Genomic DNA, 23167 nt, shown 5'->3' with positions numbered 1-23167 from the left:
TGCCCCTTCAGGCGCGATGCCGTTCCTCGAATTCATAGCCGTAGTCATAAGACTTCAACGGCTTCGGAGACAGCTCATACGTGGCTTTGCGCAGGAAATCCATCATCTTGCGCGTATCCTTGCCAAGCGGGTCTAGAACATCACGCCCGATGGGTTCGCCAATTACCACTTTTACCGGGGTATCGACGCGTTTCTTGAACTCTTTGATCAAAAGCCCCATGCGCAACGTGTTGTGTAAATGGCTGGCGATCTGGAACAGGCGCGAGGTGTGGCCGTCAAAGAACACCGGCACCACGGTCGCATTTGATTTGGCCACCATCCGCGCGGTGAACCCGCGCCAGCCCGGATCCATCGGATAGGCAAACGGGTTGACTGCCGTGCTTACCGTCCCGCCCGGGAAAATGCCAATCGCCCCGCCATCGCTCAGATAGTTCAGCGCGGTTTTTCGGGTTTCTAGGTTCAGCTTCATCGCCTCTTTCGTCTCATCGAATGAGATCGGCAGGATAATGCGGTTCAGCTCTTCGGCCTTACGGAAAACCCGATGCGCTAGGATGCGAAAATCTCCACGCATCTCGGACAACATGTGCCCCATCATCAATCCGTCTAGGATGCCATAGGGATGGTTTGCAATCAGGATCAGTGGACCGTCTTTGGGGATGTTCGACAACGCCCCACCAACAACATCCAAGGTCAGACCGTAGCGTTCAACCATAACGGCCCAGAAGTCACGCCCGCTGGCGACGTCTTTTTCGTACCCATCCGCACGTTTGATCAGGCGGATCCGACCAGTTGTATTTTCCATAAGCTTTATGACCATCCGGCCACCCTTGGTTTCGGCAGAATGGGCATAAGAAATGTCACGAACGACATGACGGCGCGAGGGCATCTAAGATCTCCGGTATTTCGCCTGCATTATAAATTAAGCGACACTTTTGCCTAGCTCTTGTGACAGATTTGTGACGCCTCATTCCGCCGCAGCGCGCAATTCGGGGCCTCCGCTGCGGATGCTTGCCAGCAATTCTTCGCGCCTTTTTGCAGCATTGGCCTCATTTTCCAGCAAAACAGGGCCGAAACCTCGGATTTCCAGCGGTAAACGCGCCAAGGCTGCAATGGCGTCGTGCGTGTCCTGCGATAGCAGAGGCAGAACCTGTTTCATGTCACTTTCATATTGCTTGATCAGCGCACGCTCCATCCGTCGTTCAGCGGTATAGCCAAAGATATCCAGCGGCGTGCCGCGCAGCGTTTTCATCCGGGCCAACAATTTCAATGGCCCCATCATCCATTCGCCAAAGGCGCGTTTTCGGGGTCTGCCATTGCCATCCGTCCCGCCCAGGATTGGAGGAGCCAGGTGGAAGGTCATTTTGAAATCGCCGTCAAACTCTACCGTGGCCTTGTCGCGACTGCTCAGCAACAACCGTGCAACTTCATATTCATCCTTGTAGGACAACAGCTTATGATAGCCTTTCGCCACGGCTTCACGCACCGTTTCATCCTGAATGTCATCGACCAGCTTACGGTAGCGTTTGCCCAGACGGGCCGATTGGTAATCGGTCAGATGCTGGGCCCTGAAATCGATCATTTGATCCAGAGTCTTTGGCAACTCAGCAACAGACGGTGCCAGCACCGCCTGTGCCTCTGCCGGAAACAGAACCGCCCATCGGCCAAAATCAAAAGCGCGTTTGTTGCGTTCAACCGCGGTGCCGTTCAGTTCGATCGCAGCCATAATGGCCGAATGGCTGACGGGCAAGATGCCCCGCTGCCAAGCGGCCCCGAACACCATCATGTTTGAGTAAATCGAGTCCCCCATAACGGTTTTTGCCAGATCGGTCGCGTCAAACAGGCTCACCCCATCCTTAAGACGTGCCTGCAACGCCATTTCCAATTGATCGCTGGGGATACGGAACTCGGTATCGCGGGTGAAATCACCTGTCACCGTTTCGTGGTTGTTCACCACGGCGCCGGTTTGCCCTGCCCGTGTCAGGCCCAGCGTCTTGGCCCCGGCAGAGACAACCAGATCGCCGCCTATCAGCGCGTGGGCCTCACCCGTGGCCACACGAATGGCGCTGATATCTTCCGGCTTGTTGGCCAGACGGCAATGGATATGCACAGCGCCGCCTTTCTGGGCGAGCCCTGCCATCTCCATCATGCCGGCGCCTTTGCCGTCGATTTGCGCAGCCTGCGCCAAAACGGCCCCAAGCGTGACAACACCCGTGCCGCCAACACCAGTGATGACGACGTTATGGGTCCCGTTGATTTCGGGCAGCTTCGGCATTGGCAGATCGGGTAGATCAAGCTGCTTCGTTGCTTCTTTCCGGATTTTCGCACCTTCCAGCGTGACGAAAGACGGGCAGAACCCGTTCAAACACGAGAAGTCCTTGTTACAGCTGGATTGGTCAATTGCACGTTTGCGGCCCAATTCGGTCTCTTTCGGCACGATTGAGACGCAGTTGGATTGCACACCGCAATCGCCACAGCCCTCACAGATATCGGTGTTGATGAACACGCGCTTGTCCGGATCTGGGAATTCGCCTCGCTTCCGCCTGCGACGTTTCTCGGCAGCACAGGTCTGCACGTAGACGATGACGGAGACACCTTCTATCTCGCGAAAACGGTCTTGAACCTTCATCAACTCTGCGCGTTCAAAGCTTTCCACGCCCGCAGGCAACGCGCTCAGGTTCACGTCTTCCTTTTCATCATAGACAAGTGCGACATGCTGAACGCCCATGGCCTTTACCTCGGCCACGATCCGCTCGGCGGTCAGATCACCCTCGTTCCCCTGCCCACCGGTCATGGCGACCGCGTCGTTGAACAGGATCTTGAATGTCATGTTCGTCCCCGCCGACAGCGCCGCGCGGATCGCCTGGACGCCCGAATGGTTATACGTTCCGTCGCCCAGGTTCTGAAACACGTGTTCGGTGGTCGAAAACGGTGCTTCACCGATCCAGTTCGCGCCCTCGCCCCCCATTTGGGTGAAACCAGTCGTCTCGCGATCCATCCACTGCACCATGTAATGGCAACCGATGCCGGCATAAGCCCGGCTGCCCTCAGGTACTTTGGTCGAGCTATTATGCGGGCAGCCCGAACAGAAATACGGCAGACGTGTTGCGATTTCTTGTGCGTTGTCCGCTCGGCGCGCCTCGGACAGTTTTGATAGACCGGCACGCACCCCGTCTGTGTCGCGGCCTTCTTCGATCAAAATCTCGCCCAGCTTCTCGGCAATCATGATCGGATCAAGCGCATCGCGGGTCGGGAACAATTCTTCCCGATGCAGCGCGCCCGCACCGCCTTTGTACCAGCCATAAACCCGGCGACCGCGACGGTCGTCAAAGATGGCCTCTTTAACCTGAACCTCGATCAGTTTTCGTTTTTCTTCAACGATCACAATCAGGTCCAGCCCCTCTGCCCATTCATGGAAACTGGTCATATCCAGTGGGAAGGTTTGACCGATTTTGTAGGTCGTAATGCCCAGACGCTCCGCTTCTGCTTCATCGATACTCAACAGCGACAGCGCATGGGTCAGGTCCAGCCAGTTTTTGCCTGCCGCGACGAATCCGACCTTGGCACCGGGTTTGCCCCAGACCCGTTTGTCCAGCTTGTTGGCCCTGCAGAACATTTCGGCCGCAAAGCGTTTGTAATCAATGACCCGCGCCTCTTGCAGATGCGGTGTATCGCCCAGCCGGATGTTCAACCCACCCTCGGGCATGTCAAATTCAGGCATCACCAATTGCATCCGATCCGGCCTGCCATCCACAACCGAGGTGACCTCGATCGTGTCTTTCATGGTCTTCAACCCGACCCAGACACCCGCAAAACGGCTAAGCGCAAAGCCATAGATGCCGTAGTCCAGAATTTCCTGAACGCCCGCCGGGCTAACCACCGGCATATACATATCGACCAGAGACCATTCCGATTGGTGCAACACGGTCGAGCTTTCGCCCGTGTGGTCATCGCCCATGGCCATCAACACACCGCCATGCTGTGCAGTGCCCGCCATATTCGCGTGGCGCATCACGTCGCCGGACCGATCAACGCCCGGACCCTTGCCATACCAAAGGCCAAAAACCCCATCGAATTTACCATCGCCGCGCAGACCGGCCTGCTGACTGCCCCAGAGCGCAGTTGCGGCCAGATCCTCGTTCAATCCGAATTGAAAAGTCACATCGCTCTGGGTCAGATACTTTTGCGCACGCATCATCTGCTGATCGACCGCCCCGAGCGGCGAACCACGATACCCGGTCACCAGACCTGCTGTATTTAAGCCCGTTTGCTGGTCGCGTGCCTTCTGCATCAACATCAGCCGCACAAGCGCCTGCGTCCCGTTCAAAAGAACAGGTGATTTCTCAAGATCAAACCGGTCATTCAGCGAAATCTGTGGCTGACTCATCAGACGTCTCCCTTCGTCAGATCAGTGTGCTTTATCTTCGCGCATATTAGGTCACAATTGCTGACCTGTATAGAGTTTATCCACTGAAACCTAAGCATTTCGTGGTTTGTTTGTGGAACTTGTTACCTATTTCATATAGGTCTTCCCGAGGATAACGAAAGTTGCGGCGATGGATTGGGACAAGCTTAGAATATTTCACGCAGTTGCGGACGCGGGCAGCCTGACCCATGCGGGCGACAAGCTCAATTTGTCTCAATCCGCCGTAAGCCGCCAGATCCGCGCTTTGGAAGAATCACTCGACGCAACCCTGTTTCACCGCCATGCCCGCGGCCTGATCCTGACCGAACAGGGTGAGTTGCTGTTCGACGCCACCTCGGCCATGTCCAAACGTCTTGATACAGCGGCTGCCCGTATCCGCGACAGCGAAGAAGAAGTTTTCGGCGTTTTGCGCGTCACCACGACCTTTGGCTTTGGCACATTGTGGCTCGCCCCGCGCCTACCCAAGCTTTATGAGGAATATCCCGATCTGAACATCGACCTGATGTTGGAAGAACGTGTGCTGGACTTGCCCATGCGCGAAGCAGACGTGGCCATTCGCATGAAAGAGCCCAGCCAAGCTGATTTGGTACGCAAACGCCTTATGACCGTTCAGATGATGCTGTATGCAACGCAGGAATACATCGAAACGCATGGCGGGATGTTGAATGCGCTTGAGGACATCAAGGATCATCGACTGATCTGTCAAACACCCGCGGCCCCCCAGGTGGGCGCAAGTGCCTCGATGGTGCGGCACCTGATGACCTACAATCCGAGGTCACTTTTGACGGTGAACAACTATTTTGGGGTGCTTCAGGGCGTTTTGCACAATCTGGGAATTGGTGTTCTACCTGACTACGTGACCCAGGACTTCCCGCATTTGCTGCCGGTTCTTTCCGATATCGAAACTGCCGATGTCCCCGTCTATTTGGCATATCCGGAAGAATTGCGTCACTCCAAACGTGTCGCAGCCTTCCGTGATTTCGTTCAAGATGAGATCATTGAACAGCGTAAGCAAATGAAAAGAATGGGTAAACTTTAGATATGCACTGACAGCATATCGGACATGACCAATCTACACGCTGTTATTCCTTGAACGTTCACAAACTGCCACCTAAATGAACTCTCGAAGGCGGTGATGCTGAAACGCTCATCATCTTCATACCTCCCTGTTGGACTACGGCCGAGCTTAGTGCTCGGCCTTTTTTTTGGTTTTCTGACATTTGCATCCCTCAAGGCGTGAATAAGTCTGGGAAAACAGGCGGGTGCGCACTAAGATCACAAAAAAATGATCGAATTTCTAAGATCGAGGGAAAATTCATGCTCCACCCACTCCGCCTGATTTTGGCGCTAGTATCTGTCATGTTCCTGACCCTGCCGCTTCATGCGCAGGTACCAGGGACCACTTCGAGCGAAACGTCGACCAGCGTGACAGTTCCAGAAGACCTTACACCGGAACAAGTGGATGATCTCGTTGCACGCATGTCAGATGACCAGGTCCGCTCGATTCTGTTGGAGCGTCTGGACGCGGTGGCCGAGAAAAACGCAGCCGCTGCAGAGGATCGCGAGGATCCAATTACCGAGCTTAATGAAGTCTGGACCGAAATGGTCACCTCGTGGACACATGTCATAACCACCGTCCCCAATCTCTTCAGCGCGCAAGCGACCGCCATCAAGAATTTTGTGGCCACTTTCACTTCATACGGTGCATTGGTCTTGATGGGGTTGGTTGCCAGCGTTCTGGTTGTGGGCTTGATCGCCGAAAAACTATTCGAGATCCTGACACGCCGCTGGCATGTTCAAACCGAAGCTGAATCCGAAGGTGATCTTTGGGGCGCTGTCCGATATCTTTTCGGTCGCTTCTGTCGCGAGATCGCCGGACTTGTGGTGTTTTACGTGGTCATCCGTGCGGTTGGGCGTGGGCTTCTGACACCTGAGCAAATCACTTACGCGGCGCCGTTTGTGTTCTACTTGATCTGGGTACCGCGGCTTGGTGCGGCCGCCTCGCGCTTTGTTCTGGCCCCGAACAAACCGCATTACCGTCTGGTCAACATCGAAGATCACTGGGCAAAGTATCTGCATCGCAATCTGATCGGGCTGCTGATCCTGATTGGTTTCACTCTGTTCCTGCTGCATTTTAACCGGCTGAACGGGATCACGGGTGATGAAACGCGTATCGGTTTCTGGCTGAACGCAGGTATTCACATTTATATTGGCCTGATCGCATGGAAAGCGCGCGAAGGTCTGTCGCAGATGATGCTGGGAACTGACCCGGACCACACCAGGTTCGACGAGGAAGTAGCAAAATACTACCCCTACTTCGCCGTTGCGGTCTCGGCTGCGACCTGGCTGCTGGTCGAATTTCTGGTGGCGCAGCGCAATCCCGCATCGCTGGCTCTGCTGGTTCAGGGGGCGCATTTCACGACCATGTTCTGGTTGTTGATCGCTCCGGCTCTCGACACATTGATCAGGGGTTTGGTCCGCCACCTTCAGCCACCAATGCTGGGCGATGGGCCTGTAGCGGAACGAGCGTATAAATCCACCAAGCGCAGCTACATTCGGATTGGCCGTGTTGTGGCGGGAATTTTCGTGATCCTGATGATTGCCCGCGCCTGGAACCTGAACCTCAGCGAAATCGCTGGTGGCAGTGGGGAAGAAGGCAGTCGTGTCATCCAATTCTTCATTATCGCCGCAGTAGGTTACATCTTGAATGAGGTTGTCTCGCTTTGGATCAACCGCCGCTTGGCGAAAGAGATGACTGCATCCGAGCAGAGCCCTGATGAAGAGGCCGGCGAAGGTGGCGGCGCGGGCGGCTCTCGTTTGGCAACTGTTCTGCCGCTGCTGCGCGTGACGGCACAGGTGGCGATCGCGGTCATCTTCGCGCTTCTGGCACTCGGGGCCCTGGGCCTGGATATCACGCCGCTTCTGGCCGGTGCTGGTATCCTGGGCCTGGCCATCGGTTTCGGCGCCCAGAAACTGGTTTCCGACATCGTCGGCGGCATCTTCTTTCTGGTCGATGATGCCTTCAGGGTCGGCGAATATGTGGATGTGGGCGGAACAACCGGCACGGTCGAGAAAATCTCGATCCGGTCGATGCAGCTGCGCCACCACCGCGGGCCGGTGCACACCATTCCCTATGGTGAGATCCAGAAGCTGACCAATTACAGCCGCGACTGGGTCATCATGAAGCTGAAGTTCACCGTGCCCTTTGATACCGACCCCAACAAGGTCAAGAAGATCTTCAAAAAGATCGGTGCCGAAATGATGGAGGACGAGACCCACAAGGATGGCTTCCTGCAGCCATTCAAGTCTCAAGGTGTCTTTGACTTTGACGATGTGGGCATGATCATCCGCGGCAAGTTCATGGCCAAGCCGGGCAAGCAGTTCACACTGCGCAAGGAAATCTTCAACCGGGTCAAGGCGTCGTTCAAGGAAAACGGTATCGACTTTGCCCGCCGCGAGGTGCGCGTTGCGATCCCCGGGCTGGATGACAATGATGACCTGTCTGGCGAGCAAAAGACTGCTATTGGCGCAGCGGCAGGAGCTGTTGCTCAGCAGGCCCAGCAACAGAAAGATCAGCCCAAATAAGCTGCAGATCATTCTGTGATCCAAAGATCAAACTCGGGGTCGTCATGAGGCGGCCCCTGTTTTCTTCAGACATCGCATACACACTCAAAATCCTGTCTCAATTGACAGAGCCGCCTTTCCTCTTCCCCCCGGCGGCTGCTTCCCCTAAAAGGCGCCAGACATTGCCATCTCGGGGACGGATACAGGATGCAAGAGCCAGCCATCACACCGGATTTGATTGCCGCACACGGGCTTAAGCCCGAGGAATACGACATGATCCTAGAGATCATCGGGCGTGAGCCAACCTTCACCGAGCTGGGCATCTTTTCTGCCATGTGGAACGAGCATTGCTCCTACAAATCCTCCAAGAAATGGCTGCGCACCCTTCCGACCGAGGGCCCTCAGGTCATCTGCGGACCGGGCGAAAATGCTGGTGTGGTTGACATTGGTGACGGTCAGGCGGTGGTCTTTAAAATGGAGAGCCACAACCACCCGTCCTATATCGAACCCTATCAGGGCGCGGCGACTGGTGTGGGTGGCATTTTGCGTGACGTCTTTACCATGGGCGCCCGTCCGATTGCTTCGATGAACGCTCTGTCCTTTGGTGAGCCCGACCACCACAAGACCCGCCAGTTGGTCAACGGCGTGGTTGAAGGTATTGGCGGCTATGGCAACTGCTTTGGGGTGCCTTGCGTCGGTGGCGAGGTCCGTTTCCACCCAGCGTATAACGGCAATTGCCTTGTGAATGCCTTCGCCGCAGGTTTGGCAGACAGCGACAAGATTTTCTACTCGGCCGCCTCGGGCGTCGGAATGCCCGTCGTTTATCTGGGCGCAAAAACCGGGCGCGATGGCGTTGGCGGTGCGACCATGGCCTCGGCCGAATTCGACGACACCATCGAAGAGAAACGCCCCACCGTACAGGTCGGCGACCCCTTCACCGAAAAGCGCCTGATGGAAGCGACCCTGGAGCTGATGCAGACCGGTGCCGTGATTTCGATTCAGGACATGGGCGCGGCGGGTCTGACCTGTTCTGCCGTGGAAATGGGCGACAAGGGCGGTCTGGGCGTGCGTCTGGATCTGGAAAACGTCCCCCAGCGCGAAGAGAACATGACGGCGTACGAGATGATGCTATCGGAATCTCAGGAACGCATGCTGATGGTGCTGAAGCCCGAGCTTGAGGCTGAGGCGCGCGCTGTGTTCGAGAAATGGGATTTGGATTTCGCCATCGTCGGAGAAACCATCGCCGAAGACCGCTTCCTGATCATGCATAACGGCGAGGTCAAAGCCGATCTGGTTCTGTCGAAACTCTCCTCAACCGCGCCGGAATATGACCGTCCGTGGGTTGCGACACCCGAGGCTGAGGAACTGGCCGAAGTCCCTCAGATCGACCCTATCGACGGGCTGCGCGCTCTGCTCGCCTCGCCCAATTACGCAGGCAAGCAATGGGTCTATGAGCAATATGACACCATGGTCATGGCCGACAGCACCCGTACACCCGGGCTGGGCGCAGGCATGGTGCGCGTCCACGGAACCGACAAGGTGCTGGCATTCACTAGCGATGTAACCCCGCGCTATGTCCGCGCCAACCCGGTCGAAGGCGGCAAGCAAGCGGTGGCCGAAGCCTATCGCAACCTGACTGCTGTCGGGGCCAAACCGCTGGCGACCACCGACAACCTGAATTTCGGCAACCCCGAAAAGCCTGAGATCATGGGCCAGCTCGTCGGCGCCATTCAGGGCATCGGCGCAGCCGTTGGCGCGCTGGATATGCCAATCGTGTCGGGGAACGTCTCGCTGTACAATGAGACAGACGGTCAGGCGATCCTGCCCACGCCGACCATCGGTGCGGTTGGCCTGCTCAGCCACAGTGATGAAATCATCGGCAACGAGGTTCGTGAGGGCCATGTGGCTCTGATGATTGGTGAAACCCAGGGCCATCTGGGCCAATCCGCCCTGCTGGCCGAGGTGTTCAACCGCGAAGACGGCGACGCGCCGCATGTCGATCTGGATGCCGAAAAGCGCAATGGTGATTTCATCCGCGCCAATCGCGAGATGATCAAGGCCTGCACCGATCTCGGCGATGGAGGTCTTGCACTCGCCGCGTTCGAACTGGCCGAAGCCGTCGGTGTCGGCGTACATCTCGACGAGGCCCCGACCGAGTTCCTGTTCGGTGAAGATCAGGCCCGCTATCTGGTCGCCTGCAACTTTGATCAGGCCGAGGCGCTGATGATTGCCGCCGGTCAGGCCGGTGTGGCGCTGGTGTCGGTCGGGCGCTTTACCGGCGATACCGTGAAAATTGGCGGCTCTGAGGCGCCGTTGGCGGAGTTGACCGAAACGTTCCGTACCAGTTTCGCGGCTGCTGTCGCCTGATCCTGCGCAGCACGTCTTGCGCGGGCTCACATGCCGCTCTACATCTTGGGAAAGACCTTCAGGAGAAACCTACATGCCGATGAGCGCCCACGAAATTGAAACCCTGCTGCGCGAGAGCTTTCCGAATGCGGAAATACAGGTTGGCGGCAGCGATGGCGTTCACATGTCCGCCATGATCGTGGATGAGAGCTTTCGCGGAAAAAACCGCGTGCAGCAGCAACGCGCTGTCTACGCTGCCTTGAAAGGCAAGATGGACGGTCCAGATGGAGATCTGCACGCGCTGGCGCTGACCACAAAAGTGCCGGAGTAAAATGGAGCATGCGATTGTAATCTCAATTGCGGTCTCCGTCTTTGTTGTACTGATCGCGCTTATCGCGCGGAACCATTCAAAGACTGGACGCAAGACGAGGCGAGGATCGCCGCCCGGACGCGGACAGCATCTTTTGCATTCCTCTTACAATTCACATGATGGTGCTATTGGCTCGTCGCAGACCCATATGCCCAAAGACCCACAAGACTACGCCAAAGCGATGATGCCGAAGAGCAAAGGAAACGCAAAATGACCGATGTGAAAACCCAGATCGACGAAACCGTCAAAGCCAATGACGTTGTGCTGTATATGAAAGGCACCAAAGAGATGCCGCAATGTGGGTTTTCGTCCCGCGTGGCCGGTGTGCTGAACTATATGGGCGTCGACTATGCCGATGTGAACGTTCTGGCCGATGAAGCGGTGCGCCAAGGCATCAAGGACTATTCCGATTGGCCGACCGTTCCTCAGCTTTATGTCAAAGGCGAATTCGTCGGTGGCTGCGATATCATCACCGAAATGACCCTGTCAGGTGAGCTGGACACACTGTTTGACGAAAACGGCGTTGACTACAACAAAGACGCTGCAGACAAAATCCGCGAAGCGAACGCCTGACCTGGCCTTAGCGGCTGGAGCAATTCTGATAGATGACCTGCTCGTCGGCGGCACCTGAGGCCGCCGCGTAGCTTACGCTGGCATCCCACCCTTTTGAGCGCAGAATGTATGTTCCGTTGGTGTCCACGGATTCATACCGAATGCCCGAACCGCTTTCTACCTGACGCATCGAGACAAGGGTGTTGTCCAAAATCGTCGCCGCTGCGCCCGACCCGTCCGCCGCGTTAAAGTAGGTCACGGGCAGTGGCACGCCATTTTCACAGGTGAAGCTTACGGTCAGAATGTCGATGTCTGCGGATGCAACGGATGCAGACAGGGCCAGAACGGCGGTACAGGCCAAAGATCGCATCATGGTCATTGGGATTTCTTCTCCTCGATCACGGATGCCAAAGCCTCGGCCCGTGCGGCCAGTTCAGCCAATGTGTCAGTTACTGACGGGGGCACCACGGCCACCTCAACCCGTTCCGGTTCTGGCGCAGGTGCTGCGCGCAGCGTATTCAACTCGGCCTCAACCTCGGTCAATTTGCGTTCCAAAACTTTGACCTTGTCATCCGTAGCGGCGGTTTTGTCGGCCAGCATCAAGCCCGCCATCAACAGCATCCGCGCCTCGGGCATCCGGCCAATCTGATCTGACAGAACCTGCGCTTCGTCATCCAGCATCTTGGCGGCAGTGTGCAGAAACGCCTCTTCCCCGTCCTGACAGGACACCTCGAAGCCGCGTCCGCCGATATGAATGGTCACTTCGGGCATCACTCTACCTCACCTTCTGCCAGTTCCGCTTTGCTGAGCAAGGGCTCAAGCCGGGCGAGAATGGCATGTGCCTCGGACGCATCCGAGGCCTGTTCCGCGCGGGTCGCCTCCAGTTCAGCAGCCGTGGCCTGATCCAGCAATTCAACGACCGAAAGCCCCTGCTCTGCTGCCCCGCGCAATTCATCAAGCGAGCTTTGCAGCATCGCGTTCGCCTTGCGCATCCGTTGCAGATCGCTGTCCAGACGCGACATTGCCGCCCCATGGCTGGCCCGTTCGGCACGCAGCATATCAAGTTCGGCGTTCAGATCATCCACCCGTTCGGTATCGGCAAGTTCTGACCGCAGCCGGCTATTTTCCGCCTCAATCTGTTTGGATTGTTCCACCAGCACCCGCAACTGATCCAACTCGGCCTGGATGGGCGCAGTATCGGCCAGCATGTCCATTTCTGATCGAAGCTGCGCATTCTCGGATTTTAAAGCGTCAAGCTCTTCTGAATTTTCCAGCGCCTCTTTGGCCTCGGCAAGTTCCAACCGGGCGGCCTCAACGCTTGCAAGTTTGGTCGATGCTTCCGCCAGCTGTTCGCGCAGCCCCTCGACCTCGGCGTTGTCACCAGACGATGCCTGCGCCTGATCCAGTTCAGCGCGCAGGCTGTCCATTTCCTGATCATGCCGTTCTTTCAGGGACTTCAACCGCTCCTGCAATTGGGCATTGGCGACCCGCTCCTCTTCAAGCGCGATCTTCAGGCTGTCATCCACCGGTTCGCCGCCGGGGGCCGCGTGCTGCATGGCATCGACACCTGCGCCGATACGCTCCATCGCGGCGATGATGCGATGCTGTAGTTCCTCGATTTGGCTCATGCCCCTGTCACCTCTTTATCAAGGTTCGTTCTGTTGCAGGGCGATCCGAATCAACATCACGCCCCGCCTGCGCCTAGTCTAGCGGAATGCGATGGAAAATACCCACTGTTTGGTTTCAACAACTTGGACTGCGCTGTTGAAGCACAAACCCTATGCAAAACCCAGTTCTACTTGCACTTTGAGGGCTGGATGGTATTGAGCCCGCAATCTGCATGTAATCCAAAGGAACAACGCCCGTGGACCTGACTGCGCTGCGCAATGCAAACCCCGAACACTGGGACAAAGCTGCGGCCATACGCACCCTAACCCTTGACGCCGTCGCCGCCGCAAATTCCGGCCATTCCGGCATGCCAATGGGCATGGCTGATGTTGCGACCGTGCTGTTCGAAAAGCACCTGAAATTCGACGCAGCAAACCCCAGCTGGCCCGACCGCGACCGGTTCATCCTGTCTGCTGGTCACGGCTCCATGCTGGTCTATTCGCTGCTCTATCTCACCGGCTATGCTGATGTGACCCTGGATGAGATCAAGAACTTCCGCCAGTTGGGCGCGAAAACCGCAGGCCACCCGGAGAATTTTCTGATCAACGGTGTCGAAACCACCACCGGGCCGCTGGGTCAGGGTATCTCGAACGCTGTGGGCTTTGCCATGGCCGAGGAAATCCAGCGCGCCCATTACGGCAAAAAGGTTGTCGATCACTACACCTATGTGATCGCAGGTGACGGCTGCCTGATGGAAGGCGTCAGCCAAGAAGCGATCACTCTGGCCGGTCGTCACGAGTTGGGCAAGCTGATCGTCTTCTGGGACAACAACAACATCACCATCGACGGCACCGTCGATATCGCTGATCGCACTGACCAGGTGAAACGCTTTGCCGCTTCGGGCTGGCAGGTGATCGAGATCGACGGGCACGACCCCGAGGCAATCGATGCGGCCATCACCAAGGCCAAAACGTCGAAAAAGCCGACCATGATTGCCTGCGAAAGCCATATCGCTCTGGGTCATGCGGCGCAGGATACCTCCAAAGGTCATGGCGCGTTGACGGATCAGGAGCAGTTGAAGGCGGCCAAGGCAGCTTATGGTTGGCCCCATGATGCGTTTGAAATCCCGGCCAATGTGAAATCCGCATGGGAAGCCATTGGGGCGCGTGGGGCCTCCGAGCGTGCCGCCTGGGAAGAGCGTTTCGCGCAGCTGTCCGAACGCAAGCAGGCCGAATTCAACCGGGCCTATGCGTTTGAAGCGCCCAAAAAGCTGGCCGGGGCGATCCGTTCGTTCAAGAAACAGATGTCGGAAGACCAGCCGAAACTGGCCACTCGCGCTTCGTCCGAGAAGGTTCTGAACGTTGTAAACCCGATCATGACCGAGACCGTTGGTGGTTCGGCTGACCTGACCGGATCAAACAATACCAAATCGGCTGATATGGGTGTGTTCCTGCCCGAAAACCGCAAGGGTCGCTACATCCACTACGGCATCCGTGAACACGGCATGGCCGCTGCGATGAACGGTATGGCGCTTCATGGCGGCATACGCCCCTATGGCGGGACCTTCATGGCCTTCACCGACTATGCCCGCCCGTCCATGCGTCTGGCCGCATTGATGAAAATCCCGTCAGTCTTTGTGATGACCCATGACTCGATCGGTCTGGGTGAAGACGGACCGACCCACCAGCCGGTCGAGCATCTGGCGATCAGCCGCGCGACACCGAACACCTATGTGTTCCGCCCCGCCGACACGGTCGAGACCGCTGAAGCCTGGGAATTGGCGCTGACCTTCAAGGACAGCCCCTCGGTCTTGTCGCTGACCCGTCAGGGCGTACCGACCGTGCGGACGGATCACAAGACCAAGAACCTGACCGCCCAAGGCGCTTATGTTCTGGCCGAGGCCGAAGGCAAGCGTCAGGCGATCCTGATCGCCACCGGATCCGAGGTTTCGCTGGCGATGGAGGCCAAAGCGTTGCTTGAAGGCGAAGGTATCGGCACCCGCGTCGTCTCGATGCCCTGCATGGAGCTGTTCGCGCAGCAGGATGAAACCTATCGCAAGCGCGTTCTCCCCGCGGGCCCTGTGCGCGTCGGTGTCGAGGCCGCCGTGCGTGCCGGTGGTTGGGACCGCTGGCTGCTGGGTGAACGTGGCCGCGAAGCCAAGGCGGGCTTCATCGGCATGTCCAGTTTTGGCGCCTCGGCCCCTGCGGGTGAGCTGTACAAGCATTTCGGCATTACGGCTGAGGCGACAGTTGCGAAGGTCAAAGATCTGCTGGGCTGATCCCTGCCTGAAAACGTCAAAAGCCCCGGTCCAGACCGGGGCTTTTTTGTTAGACGAAAATGATAACCGACTGCATCCCGTCAACGACCAGATCACCGTCAGTGTTCCAGACCCGCATGACCTGAGAACTATAGCCATCGCGCCCGGCGGTCAGTTGATGCTCCAGCAAGAACCACCCCTCGCGTGTTTGAATATCCTCGGCCAACACATTGAAAATCCAATTCATTGAAGAGTTTGGACCGGGTTTCTTCAGCGTTGGATAGATGGCAGGTGGCGGCAGATCAGCCACCGAGATTAACCCTTCCATCCGGCCCCACATACGCGGGTCTTTATGTCGGGCCCAAAGGCGCAGGTACCCTTTCTCGGCACCCGAGAACGGCAACGCGCCCTCGACCAGCCGGACATCGAAATTCTGAAGGAACGGGATAGGAGGTCTGGGCAAATCTGGCGGGAAGTAAGCCCCTGTTTCCTCAGGGTCTTCCGCAGGTTTGGCCGGGTAGTCAAACGCAACGTGGCTATCCTGAGGACGACCAAAGGAAAACGTCGCCATGGCTGCGACTTTCCCGTCGATCTGAGCGCGGGCATTGACGATGGTCACATTCCGCCCCTGTCGCAGCACCTCTGTTCCGATGATCGGCGAGGTTCCAATCGGTGCGGTAAAATTCACCAACGCCGAGCGCAAGGGTGGCAAATCCTTATGCTGCGCGCGAACCGCATCCAGCATAAGCGCAGAAGAGAACCCGCCAAAAGTGGTCCGGCCCTGCATCCAGTTGGATGGCACAGGATAGCTCAGACCATCGCCCGCCGGCGTTCGGCTCTCAAGAACCTCGGTTAGGGTATGAGACGACATTTGAATTCCAGTTCTTGTGTTTCAGGTCACAGCGTATCTGCTGTTCGGCTTGCGACCACAACGACCCAACGTCACAAACAGGGTTTTCAGTGCTGTTTGCTCGACCCTGAAACCATCCCCATCAACGGAGCAACGATCCTGGTTGCCACCGGGATCAGCGCCAGCCCATAGACCAAGCCGAAAATGCCATCCATTGTTGCTTTGGAAATCCACTCGACTGCTCCGACCCATTGCTCGGATGCCATATGCGCCAGCGCATAGGCCCAATCGTGGATATGGTGACCCAGCCAGCCATAGCCCAGCACTTCAAACCCGTGAATCACAATCGACCCACCAACCCAAAGCATTGCGGCGGTGCCGATGATCGAGAGCAGTTTCATCACTACAGGCATCGCCTTCACCAATCCGCGACCGATCCCGCGGCCAATCGGCGTGGGCGCGTTGCCTGCCAGGAACAGCCCCACGTCATCCATCTTCACGATCAGCGCGACTGACCCATAGACGGCCACGGTCACCCCGATCCCAACAACAGCCAGCGTCGCCGCCTGCATCCACAGGTTTGGGGCTTCGATCGCGGCCAGTGCAATGGTCATGATCTCGGCGGACAGGATGAAATCTGTCTTGATTGCACCTTTGACCTTTTGTTCTTCCAAATGGCCTGGATCGCGGTTTTTCATATCCTCGTCGATGACGTGGCTGCCATGGGGAAACAGCACATGGAATATCTTCTCGGCCCCTTCGAAACATAAGTATGAGCCGCCGATCATCAGCAACGGCGTAATCAGCCATGGTGCAAAATTGGCCAACAACAATGCAACGGGCAGCAACAGGATCAGCTTGTTAAAAAAGGACCCCCGAGCAATGCGCCAGATGATCGGCAATTCGCGCGCGGGCGCAAAACCCTGAACGTATTTCGGGGTTACCGCCGCATCGTCGATGATCACACCCGCCGTCTTGGCCCCGGCCTTGCCCGCAGCGGCGACAACGTCGTCAACCGAAGCAGCCGCAACTTTGGCGATCCCCGCCACATCGTCCAAAAGGGCCAACAGACCGCTCATCGCGCTTCCTTTCCTGTCACCTGTCGCGTTTCGGACCCTACCTGATCCAACAGCTAGCGCAAGCGTTAGCGCAATCGGATCAGGTTTGCGCTAACACCTTCAAAATATGCCATTTTTGCCCTTTTGAGACTCAGGTTTCACCGCTATATGGCCAACAACACAAGCGCATTCTGGAGACATGTTATGACCATCAAGGTCGGGATTAATGGTTTTGGCCGTATCGGTCGCTGTACCCTGTCGCATATCGCCGCCTCTGGGCGCAATGATATCGAGGTGATCAAAGTCAACGCCACCGGCCCGCTGGAAACCTCGGCGCATTTGCTGAAATATGACAGTATCCACGGTCGTTTTCCCCGCGACGTCTCAATCGAGGGCAACACCATGGATCTGGGTCGCGGCCCGATGCACATGTTCTCGACCTACGACATGAACGAGCTGGACTGGGAAGGCTGCGATGTCGTTCTGGAATGCACCGGCAAGTTCAACGATGGCACCAAAGCAAAAACGCATCTTGAACGTGGCGCACAAAAGGTTCTGTTGTCTGCGCCCGGCAAGAACGTCAACAAGACCATCGTGTTCGGCGTGAACCACAACACTCTGACCGCCAATGACAACATGGTCTCGAACGGCTCTTGCACCACCAACTGCCTTGCTCCGCTTGCCAAGGTGCTGGACGAAGGTGTTGGCATCGAACATGGCATCATGACCACGATCCACGCTTATACAGGCGACCAGCCAACGCTGGACCGCCGCCACAGCGACCTGTACCGCGCGCGTGCAGCCGCCATGTCGATGATCCCGACCTCGACCGGTGCCGCTGCAGCTTTGGGGGAAGTTCTCCCCAATCTGAGGGGCCGTCTTGATGGCTCGGCGATCCGCGTGCCTACCCCGAATGTTTCGGCGGTAGATCTGAGCTTCCGCGCCTCGCGCGATGTCACTGTCGAAGAGGTCAACGCCATCGTCGAAGAAGCCGCCAAAGGCCCGATGCAACGCGTTCTGGGCTTTGAGCCCGCTCCGCTGGTTTCGACCGATTTCAACCATACCGAAGAAAGCTCAATTTTTGCACCGGATCAAACTCGTGTGGTCGACAACCGCATGGTGCGTGTGCTGGCCTGGTATGACAACGAATGGGGCTTTTCCGTGCGCATGGCCGATGTGGCGGTTGCAATGGGTCGTCTTAACTGACCCTTTGCACATCGCTTGTACCTTCGGGCCTGCTCAGGTTATCTGGGCGGGCCTTTTTCGTTCGGGGAAAGAATGACAAATCAACTCGCTATATGGCTTGGGCTTCTGATCCTTGGCGTGGTGATTCTGGACTATGCACTGTTCGGCCCGGAACATTTGGTGTTTCTAAGCAAAAAGCTTTACGCGTTTCTGGACTGGCTCGCCTTCTGGCGTTGATCTAGGTTTTGCTTGACATTCGTGCCAATCTGCCATTGTTAGCGCTAACCAAGCCTCATATCGGGGCCAGCTGACGAACGGAGCGTGACATGACACTCAAACTGGCAATCAACGGCTTTGGACGGATCGGGCGCGGTGTTCTGCGGGCCTTGATCGAAACAGGCCGCACAGATGTGCAGATCGTAGCAATCAACGATCTGGGAAAACCGGAAATGAACGCGCATATGTTTGAGTTTGACAGTGTGCATGGCCGCTATCCAAACAAAGTCACGCTAACCGAAGCAGGCCTGGATGTTGGAGCAGGTCCGATCCGCCTGACCAGCGAGCGCGATCCCGAAGCACTGGAATGGTCTGACGTAGATGTGGTTCTGGAATGCACCGGCGTCTTCCGTACCCGTGAGGCGGCAGAACGTCACCTGAAGAACGGATCGAAGAAAGTACTGATTTCGGCCCCCGCACGCGGTGATGGGGGTGTCAAAACCGTCGTCTTCGGCGTGAATGATCACGAGTTGACGGCAGCAGACACGATCGTCTCGAACGCATCCTGCACCACCAACTGCCTGTCTCCGGTCGCTGCGGCACTGGATGCTGGGCTGGGCATTGTGCATGGCAATATGACCACTGTACACGCCTACACGGCCAGTCAACCCGTTCATGATAACGCGGGTAAAGACCCTTACCTGTCACGCGCTGCTGCCCTATCGATGATCCCGACCACCACCGGTGCGGCTTCGGCTGTCGGTCTGGTGCTACCGCAGCTTGCAGGCAAACTGACCGGTCAGGCGATCCGGGTCCCCACGCCGAATGTCTCGGTCGTTGATTTGGTGGCCGAAGTGTCACGTCCAACCACCGAAGAAGAAGTGAATGCCCTGTTCGTCGAGGCAGCAGCAAAGATCCCCGGCGTCCTGGCTGCGGAATCTCGCCCGCTGGTCTCGATCGATTTCAACCACGATGCCCACAGCTCGACCGTGTCGCTGGATGAAACCAAAGTCACGGACGGCACTTTGGTGCGCGTGCTGGCCTGGTATGACAATGAATGGGGCTTTTCAAACCGTATGCTGGACACCGCCGCCGCAATGGGCGCGCTATCCTAAACGGTCTTTCAGAGCGTCATTCACGCGGGGCGTGACGAATTTCGACACGTCCCCGTTCAACCGCGCGATTTCCTTCACCAGTTTTGAGGCAATCGCTTGGTGCCGTGCTTCGGCCATCAGGAAGACGGTTTCAATCGTATCATCCAGCGCCCGGTTCATACCAACCATCTGGAATTCATATTCAAAATCCGCAACGGCCCGCAGCCCGCGCACGATGATCTGCGCATCGACATCGCGAGCACAATCGATCAGCAGATTCTCGAACGGATGCGCAACAATCTCGGTCCCGGTCTGCTGGGTCAACTGGGCGCATTCCGCCTCGATCATGGCCACACGTTCTTCCAAGGTGAACAACGGTCCTTTGTCACGGTTGATCGCGACACCGATCACCAATTTGTCCACCAGCGCAGCGGCCCGACGGATGATATCAATATGACCCAAGGTTATCGGATCAAAAGTTCCTGGATATAATCCAACCCGCATCAGGCTCTCCCGCGCAATAAAATTTCTGCGCTAGCAAACATAACTTTGCCGCAGGTGCAAGGGGTTGAACACCCCTATCCCGTTAATGGCCCATGATCATCCCTTGCAATGCGTCTTTCTCCATGGCCAGTTCCGCCAGCTGTGCCTTGACCACATCGCCCAGCGTGACAATCCCGATCAGCTTGCCATCCTCGACCACCGGCATATGGCGAAAGCGGCCTTCGGTCATACGGGACATGATGTCCTGCACGGTCGCCTGTCGCGTCGTCGTCACCAGTTCCTTGGTCATGTACGAACTGACGGGTTCGTTCAGACATCCGCTGCCACTGGCGGCCAGTTCGCGGACGACATCACGCTCTGACAGAATACCCTTGGCCGTCTGCCCCCCATCGTCGGAAACGATAACTGTACCGATCCGCTTTTCCGCGAGTATTTTCGATGCTTCCGAAACGGTCGCTGAAGGCTTGACCGTCACAACACCCTCGGTGGCTTTGGATTTCAGAATGGCTTGAACGAGCATGAAAAAAACCTCCGGCAATAACGTACTGTTTTCCAAAGCGTTGCGCGATTAGGGCACCCTGTCAAGTTGCAGTGGCAGCTTCCAGCCGGGCAACCTCTTCCCGAATACCCTGGGTCAGGGCCTCGGCAAACCGGTTCAACCGTTCATTCCGCTGATCGCCCTGATGTCGAACCAGATGGAAACTGCGCGTCAACCTCAGCTGATCCGTCAGGATTTGACGCAGGCCCGGGTGGAACGGCAGTGTAAAATCATGCGCGACGCAGACGCCGGTTCCCAGAGACACCTGCCGCAACTGAACAGAAACCGAGTTTGACGCAAGCGCAACGCGGTCGATGCCTATGTCATTCAGATAGTCAAGTTCCCGGTCAAAGATCATGTCTGGGATATACCCGATCAGCCGATGCCCCTGCAGATCAGCGACCGAGCGGATCGCGTTGTGACGATCCAAATAGTCCTGCGTGGCTACCATGTGCAGCTGGTAGTCACAGATTTTCTGAACCAGCAATTTCCCAGCTGTCGGCGCGCTGACTGTGACAGCCATATCCGCCTCGCGCCTAGACAAGTTGATGATCCGGGGCAAGGCGAGGATTTGAATATCCAGATCAGGGTTCGCGTCGCTGATCTTTGCACAGACTTGCGGCAAAAGATAATTGGCCGATCCATCCGGCGCCCCGATCCGAATTTGCCCGCTGAGTGATTTGGAGGATCCGACCACAGCCCCTGTGGCTGCACGCATCGCCTCTTCGGCCTGTTGTGCATGATCCAGCAAACGTTCCCCTGCGGTCGTGAGCATGTAGCCTTGCTGAGATTTGGTAAATAATGGCGCGTCCAGATTGGCCTCGAGCCGCGCAATGCGGCGACCGACCGTTGCGGGATCGATCTTTAGGATGCGGCCCGCCGAAGACAGGCTTTCCTCGCGCGCAACGGCCAGAAAAATCCTCATATCATCCCAGTTTGGGTTCATGATCTACCTTTTGCATTTTTGCAAAGCCCTTTTGAAACATTGCCTCTGTTCAGGTGATTTCTGCAAGCCTATTCTGCGCGCAACAGATTCAGAGGAGTTTTCGATGCAAGACCTGACCCATTTCCTGAATGGCGCGCAAGTCGCCGGCACCTCGGGCCGGTTTGACGATGTCTTCAACCCCGCAACCGGCGAAGTTCAGTATAAATGCCCCATGGCCAGTGCAGCCGAAACAACTGCCGCGATCGAGGCCGCCGCCGCAGCGCAACCCGCGTGGGGTGCGACAAACCCGCAGAAACGCGCGCGTGTCATGATGGCCATGGTCGGCCTGATGAACCGCGACATGGACAAGCTGGCCGAAGCGCTCAGCCGTGAGCACGGCAAAACAATCCCGGACGCCAAGGGTGACCTGCAGCGTGGTCTGGAAGTGATCGAATACTGCATCGGCGCGCCGCAGATGCTGAAAGGTGAGTTCACCGACAGCGCGGGCCCTGGTATCGATATGTATTCGATGCGACAGCCGTTGGGCGTTGTCGGCTCAATCATGCCATTCAACTTCCCGGCGATGATGCCTCTTTGGCACGTTGGTCCGGCACTGGCCTGTGGCAATGCCGTGGTTCTTAAACCGTCCGAGCGTGACCCTTCTGTCCCTCTGATGCTGGCCGAACTGTTCATCGAGGCTGGCTTGCCCGCAGGTGTATTCCAGGTGGTCAATGGCGACAAGGAAGCCGTCGATACCATCCTCGACAGCGAAATCATTCAAGGCGTCAGCTTTGTGGGCTCGACCCCGATCGCGCAGTACATTTACAGCCGCGCAACCGCCAACGGCAAACGTGCGCAGTGTTTTGGCGGCGCCAAGAACCATATGATCGTCATGCCAGACGCTGACCTGGATCAGGCGGCAGACGCGCTGGTCGGCGCTGGTTTTGGTGCGGCAGGCGAGCGCTGCATGGCAATTTCAGTCGCCGTCCCCGTTGGCGAAGAAACCGCGGATCGCCTGATCGAAAAGCTGATCCCGCGTGTCGAAAAGCTGAAAGTTGGCCCTTACACTGCGGGTGACGACGTCGATATGGGCCCAGTTGTAACCGGTGCGGCAAAAGAGCGTATCCTCGGCCTGATCAACTCGGGCGTTGAGCAAGGCGCGAAGCTGGTTGTCGACAATCGTGATTTCAGCCTGCAGGGCTATGAAGATGGCTTCTTTGTCGGCCCGCACCTGTTTGACCACGTGAGGCCCGACATGGACATCTACAAACAAGAGATCTTTGGCCCGGTTCTGTCGACCGTCCGCGCCGGTTCCTACGAAGAGGCGATTGGCCTGGCCATGGATCACGAATACGGCAATGGGACAGCGATCTTCACCCGTGATGGTGACACCGCCCGTGATTTTGCCAGCCGGATCAATATCGGGATGGTTGGCATCAACGTGCCGATCCCTGTTCCACTGGCCTATCACACCTTCGGCGGCTGGAAGAAATCCATGTTTGGTGACCTGAACCAGCACGGCCCGGACAGCTTCAAGTTCTATACCCGCACCAAAACCGTGACCGCGCGCTGGCCGTCGGGAATCAAGGAAGGTGGCGAGTTTAACTTCAAGGCCATGGACTAAGCCTTTAAAGTTTATCCCGAAAACAAGAAACCGGCCTCATCAGGGCCGGTTTT

At 57.0% G+C, this 23167-nt stretch carries 20 protein-coding genes; 10 read left to right on the top strand and 10 right to left on the bottom strand.

What is annotated here, in order from left to right; all coding sequences use genetic code 11:
- Positions 1 to 7 precede the first annotated feature (7 nt).
- Positions 8 to 886, bottom strand: a complete 879-nt coding sequence (locus ACR0KG_RS11690; protein ID WP_480549358.1) for a lysophospholipid acyltransferase family protein — start codon at positions 884 to 886, stop codon at positions 8 to 10.
- A gap of 78 nt (positions 887 to 964) precedes the next feature.
- Positions 965 to 4384, bottom strand: coding sequence for an indolepyruvate ferredoxin oxidoreductase family protein (locus ACR0KG_RS11685; RefSeq protein ID WP_480827383.1), 3420 nt, complete (start codon positions 4382 to 4384; stop codon positions 965 to 967).
- Positions 4385 to 4553: 169 nt separating this feature from the next.
- On the opposite strand from ACR0KG_RS11685, the gene ACR0KG_RS11680 reads away from it, so the two are divergent.
- From ACR0KG_RS11680 to grxD, 5 genes are all read left to right on the top strand, one after another.
- Positions 4554 to 5462 carry a LysR family transcriptional regulator gene (locus ACR0KG_RS11680; RefSeq protein WP_480827382.1) on the top strand — a complete coding sequence of 303 codons (909 nt, stop codon included), beginning with the start codon at positions 4554 to 4556 and terminating at the stop codon, positions 5460 to 5462.
- A gap of 278 nt (positions 5463 to 5740) precedes the next feature.
- On the top strand, positions 5741 to 8008 hold the full coding sequence (locus tag ACR0KG_RS11675; RefSeq protein ID WP_480827381.1) for a mechanosensitive ion channel family protein: 2268 nt from the start codon (positions 5741 to 5743) through the stop codon (positions 8006 to 8008).
- Between the two features lie 186 nt (positions 8009 to 8194).
- On the top strand, positions 8195 to 10354 hold the full coding sequence (gene purL, locus ACR0KG_RS11670; protein ID WP_480827380.1) for a phosphoribosylformylglycinamidine synthase subunit PurL: 2160 nt from the start codon (positions 8195 to 8197) through the stop codon (positions 10352 to 10354).
- 73 nt (positions 10355 to 10427) lie between these two features.
- Positions 10428 to 10664: a BolA/IbaG family iron-sulfur metabolism protein gene (locus ACR0KG_RS11665; protein ID WP_480827379.1), complete on the top strand. Its 237-nt coding sequence runs from the start codon at positions 10428 to 10430 to the stop codon at positions 10662 to 10664.
- A gap of 249 nt (positions 10665 to 10913) precedes the next feature.
- On the top strand, positions 10914 to 11276 hold the full coding sequence (gene grxD / locus ACR0KG_RS11660; RefSeq protein ID WP_480827378.1) for a Grx4 family monothiol glutaredoxin: 363 nt from the start codon (positions 10914 to 10916) through the stop codon (positions 11274 to 11276).
- Between the two features lie 7 nt (positions 11277 to 11283).
- Here the strand turns inward: grxD and ACR0KG_RS11655 are convergent, their stop codons facing one another.
- The 3 genes from ACR0KG_RS11655 to ACR0KG_RS11645 are packed head-to-tail and all read right to left on the bottom strand — an operon-like array spanning position 11284 to position 12883.
- Positions 11284 to 11634: an MliC family protein gene (locus tag ACR0KG_RS11655; RefSeq protein ID WP_480827377.1), complete on the bottom strand. Its 351-nt coding sequence runs from the start codon at positions 11632 to 11634 to the stop codon at positions 11284 to 11286.
- Positions 11631 to 12026, bottom strand: a complete 396-nt coding sequence (locus ACR0KG_RS11650; protein WP_480827376.1) for a cell division protein ZapA — start codon at positions 12024 to 12026, stop codon at positions 11631 to 11633. Before ACR0KG_RS11650 ends, ACR0KG_RS11655 begins: the two co-directional genes overlap by 4 nt.
- Positions 12026 to 12883 (bottom strand): hypothetical protein, encoded by an 858-nt coding sequence (locus ACR0KG_RS11645; protein ID WP_480827375.1) that lies wholly within the window; start codon positions 12881 to 12883, stop codon positions 12026 to 12028. The genes ACR0KG_RS11650 and ACR0KG_RS11645 overlap by 1 nt, the downstream gene beginning before the upstream one ends.
- A 236-nt stretch (positions 12884 to 13119) precedes the next feature.
- On the opposite strand from ACR0KG_RS11645, the gene tkt reads away from it, so the two are divergent.
- Positions 13120 to 15141: a transketolase gene (gene tkt, locus ACR0KG_RS11640; protein ID WP_480827374.1), complete on the top strand. Its 2022-nt coding sequence runs from the start codon at positions 13120 to 13122 to the stop codon at positions 15139 to 15141.
- Positions 15142 to 15190: 49 nt separating this feature from the next.
- On the opposite strand, the gene ACR0KG_RS11635 is transcribed toward tkt, so the two are convergent.
- Positions 15191 to 15991 carry a thioesterase family protein gene (locus tag ACR0KG_RS11635; protein WP_480827373.1) on the bottom strand — a complete coding sequence of 267 codons (801 nt, stop codon included), beginning with the start codon at positions 15989 to 15991 and terminating at the stop codon, positions 15191 to 15193.
- A gap of 86 nt (positions 15992 to 16077) precedes the next feature.
- Positions 16078 to 17049 (bottom strand): DUF808 domain-containing protein, encoded by a 972-nt coding sequence (locus tag ACR0KG_RS11630; protein ID WP_480827372.1) that lies wholly within the window; start codon positions 17047 to 17049, stop codon positions 16078 to 16080.
- 183 nt (positions 17050 to 17232) lie between these two features.
- Between ACR0KG_RS11630 and gap (ACR0KG_RS11625) the strand changes: the two genes are divergently transcribed.
- The 3 genes from gap (ACR0KG_RS11625) (at position 17233) to gap (ACR0KG_RS11615) (ending at position 19544) form a co-directional block, all read left to right on the top strand.
- Entirely contained in the window at positions 17233 to 18234 is a 1002-nt protein-coding gene (gene gap, locus ACR0KG_RS11625) for a type I glyceraldehyde-3-phosphate dehydrogenase (RefSeq protein WP_480541651.1), read from the top strand.
- Positions 18235 to 18306: 72 nt separating this feature from the next.
- Positions 18307 to 18450, top strand: coding sequence for a hypothetical protein (locus tag ACR0KG_RS11620; RefSeq protein ID WP_480549384.1), 144 nt, complete (start codon positions 18307 to 18309; stop codon positions 18448 to 18450).
- An 89-nt stretch (positions 18451 to 18539) separates the two neighbouring features.
- Complete coding sequence (gap, locus tag ACR0KG_RS11615; RefSeq protein ID WP_480549386.1) at positions 18540 to 19544, top strand: type I glyceraldehyde-3-phosphate dehydrogenase; 1005 nt, start codon at positions 18540 to 18542, stop codon at positions 19542 to 19544.
- Here the strand turns inward: gap (ACR0KG_RS11615) and coaD are convergent.
- From coaD to ACR0KG_RS11600, 3 genes are all read right to left on the bottom strand, one after another.
- A complete protein-coding gene (gene coaD / locus ACR0KG_RS11610) occupies positions 19536 to 20027 on the bottom strand; it encodes a pantetheine-phosphate adenylyltransferase (RefSeq protein WP_480549388.1) in 492 nt (163 codons plus the stop codon). The genes gap (ACR0KG_RS11615) and coaD overlap by 9 nt on opposite strands.
- A gap of 82 nt (positions 20028 to 20109) precedes the next feature.
- Positions 20110 to 20547 carry a CBS domain-containing protein gene (locus ACR0KG_RS11605; protein ID WP_353007339.1) on the bottom strand — a complete coding sequence of 146 codons (438 nt, stop codon included), beginning with the start codon at positions 20545 to 20547 and terminating at the stop codon, positions 20110 to 20112.
- A gap of 61 nt (positions 20548 to 20608) precedes the next feature.
- Positions 20609 to 21511 (bottom strand): LysR family transcriptional regulator, encoded by a 903-nt coding sequence (locus ACR0KG_RS11600; protein ID WP_480827371.1) that lies wholly within the window; start codon positions 21509 to 21511, stop codon positions 20609 to 20611.
- Positions 21512 to 21614: 103 nt separating this feature from the next.
- Here ACR0KG_RS11600 and ACR0KG_RS11595 point away from each other — a divergent pair, with 103 nt between their 5' ends.
- Complete coding sequence (locus tag ACR0KG_RS11595) at positions 21615 to 23114, top strand: CoA-acylating methylmalonate-semialdehyde dehydrogenase (RefSeq protein ID WP_480827370.1); 1500 nt, start codon at positions 21615 to 21617, stop codon at positions 23112 to 23114.
- Positions 23115 to 23167 lie beyond the last annotated feature (53 nt).

This window comes from Ruegeria sp. H4 (assembly GCF_056533065.1).
This window is presented reverse-complemented; position numbering and strand designations above follow the sequence as displayed.

Coding starts and splice junctions, on each gene's coding strand:
- ACR0KG_RS11690 (WP_480549358.1), bottom strand. CDS start 886: ATGCCCTCGCGCCGTCATGTCGTTCGTGACATTTCTTATGCCCATTCT.
- ACR0KG_RS11645 (WP_480827375.1), bottom strand. CDS start 12,883: ATGAGCCAAATCGAGGAACTACAGCATCGCATCATCGCCGCGATGGAG.
- ACR0KG_RS11630 (WP_480827372.1), bottom strand. CDS start 17,049: ATGAGCGGTCTGTTGGCCCTTTTGGACGATGTGGCGGGGATCGCCAAA.
- ACR0KG_RS11655 (WP_480827377.1), bottom strand. CDS start 11,634: ATGACCATGATGCGATCTTTGGCCTGTACCGCCGTTCTGGCCCTGTCT.
- ACR0KG_RS11685 (WP_480827383.1), bottom strand. CDS start 4,384: ATGAGTCAGCCACAGATTTCGCTGAATGACCGGTTTGATCTTGAGAAA.
- ACR0KG_RS11650 (WP_480827376.1), bottom strand. CDS start 12,026: ATGCCCGAAGTGACCATTCATATCGGCGGACGCGGCTTCGAGGTGTCC.
- gap (WP_480549386.1), top strand. CDS start 18,540: ATGACACTCAAACTGGCAATCAACGGCTTTGGACGGATCGGGCGCGGT.
- ACR0KG_RS11600 (WP_480827371.1), bottom strand. CDS start 21,511: ATGAACCCAAACTGGGATGATATGAGGATTTTTCTGGCCGTTGCGCGC.
- ACR0KG_RS11665 (WP_480827379.1), top strand. CDS start 10,428: ATGCCGATGAGCGCCCACGAAATTGAAACCCTGCTGCGCGAGAGCTTT.
- coaD (WP_480549388.1), bottom strand. CDS start 20,027: ATGCGGGTTGGATTATATCCAGGAACTTTTGATCCGATAACCTTGGGT.
- grxD (WP_480827378.1), top strand. CDS start 10,914: ATGACCGATGTGAAAACCCAGATCGACGAAACCGTCAAAGCCAATGAC.
- ACR0KG_RS11595 (WP_480827370.1), top strand. CDS start 21,615: ATGCAAGACCTGACCCATTTCCTGAATGGCGCGCAAGTCGCCGGCACC.
- purL (WP_480827380.1), top strand. CDS start 8,195: ATGCAAGAGCCAGCCATCACACCGGATTTGATTGCCGCACACGGGCTT.
- gap (WP_480541651.1), top strand. CDS start 17,233: ATGACCATCAAGGTCGGGATTAATGGTTTTGGCCGTATCGGTCGCTGT.
- ACR0KG_RS11680 (WP_480827382.1), top strand. CDS start 4,554: ATGGATTGGGACAAGCTTAGAATATTTCACGCAGTTGCGGACGCGGGC.
- ACR0KG_RS11675 (WP_480827381.1), top strand. CDS start 5,741: ATGCTCCACCCACTCCGCCTGATTTTGGCGCTAGTATCTGTCATGTTC.
- ACR0KG_RS11635 (WP_480827373.1), bottom strand. CDS start 15,991: ATGTCGTCTCATACCCTAACCGAGGTTCTTGAGAGCCGAACGCCGGCG.
- ACR0KG_RS11620 (WP_480549384.1), top strand. CDS start 18,307: ATGACAAATCAACTCGCTATATGGCTTGGGCTTCTGATCCTTGGCGTG.
- ACR0KG_RS11605 (WP_353007339.1), bottom strand. CDS start 20,547: ATGCTCGTTCAAGCCATTCTGAAATCCAAAGCCACCGAGGGTGTTGTG.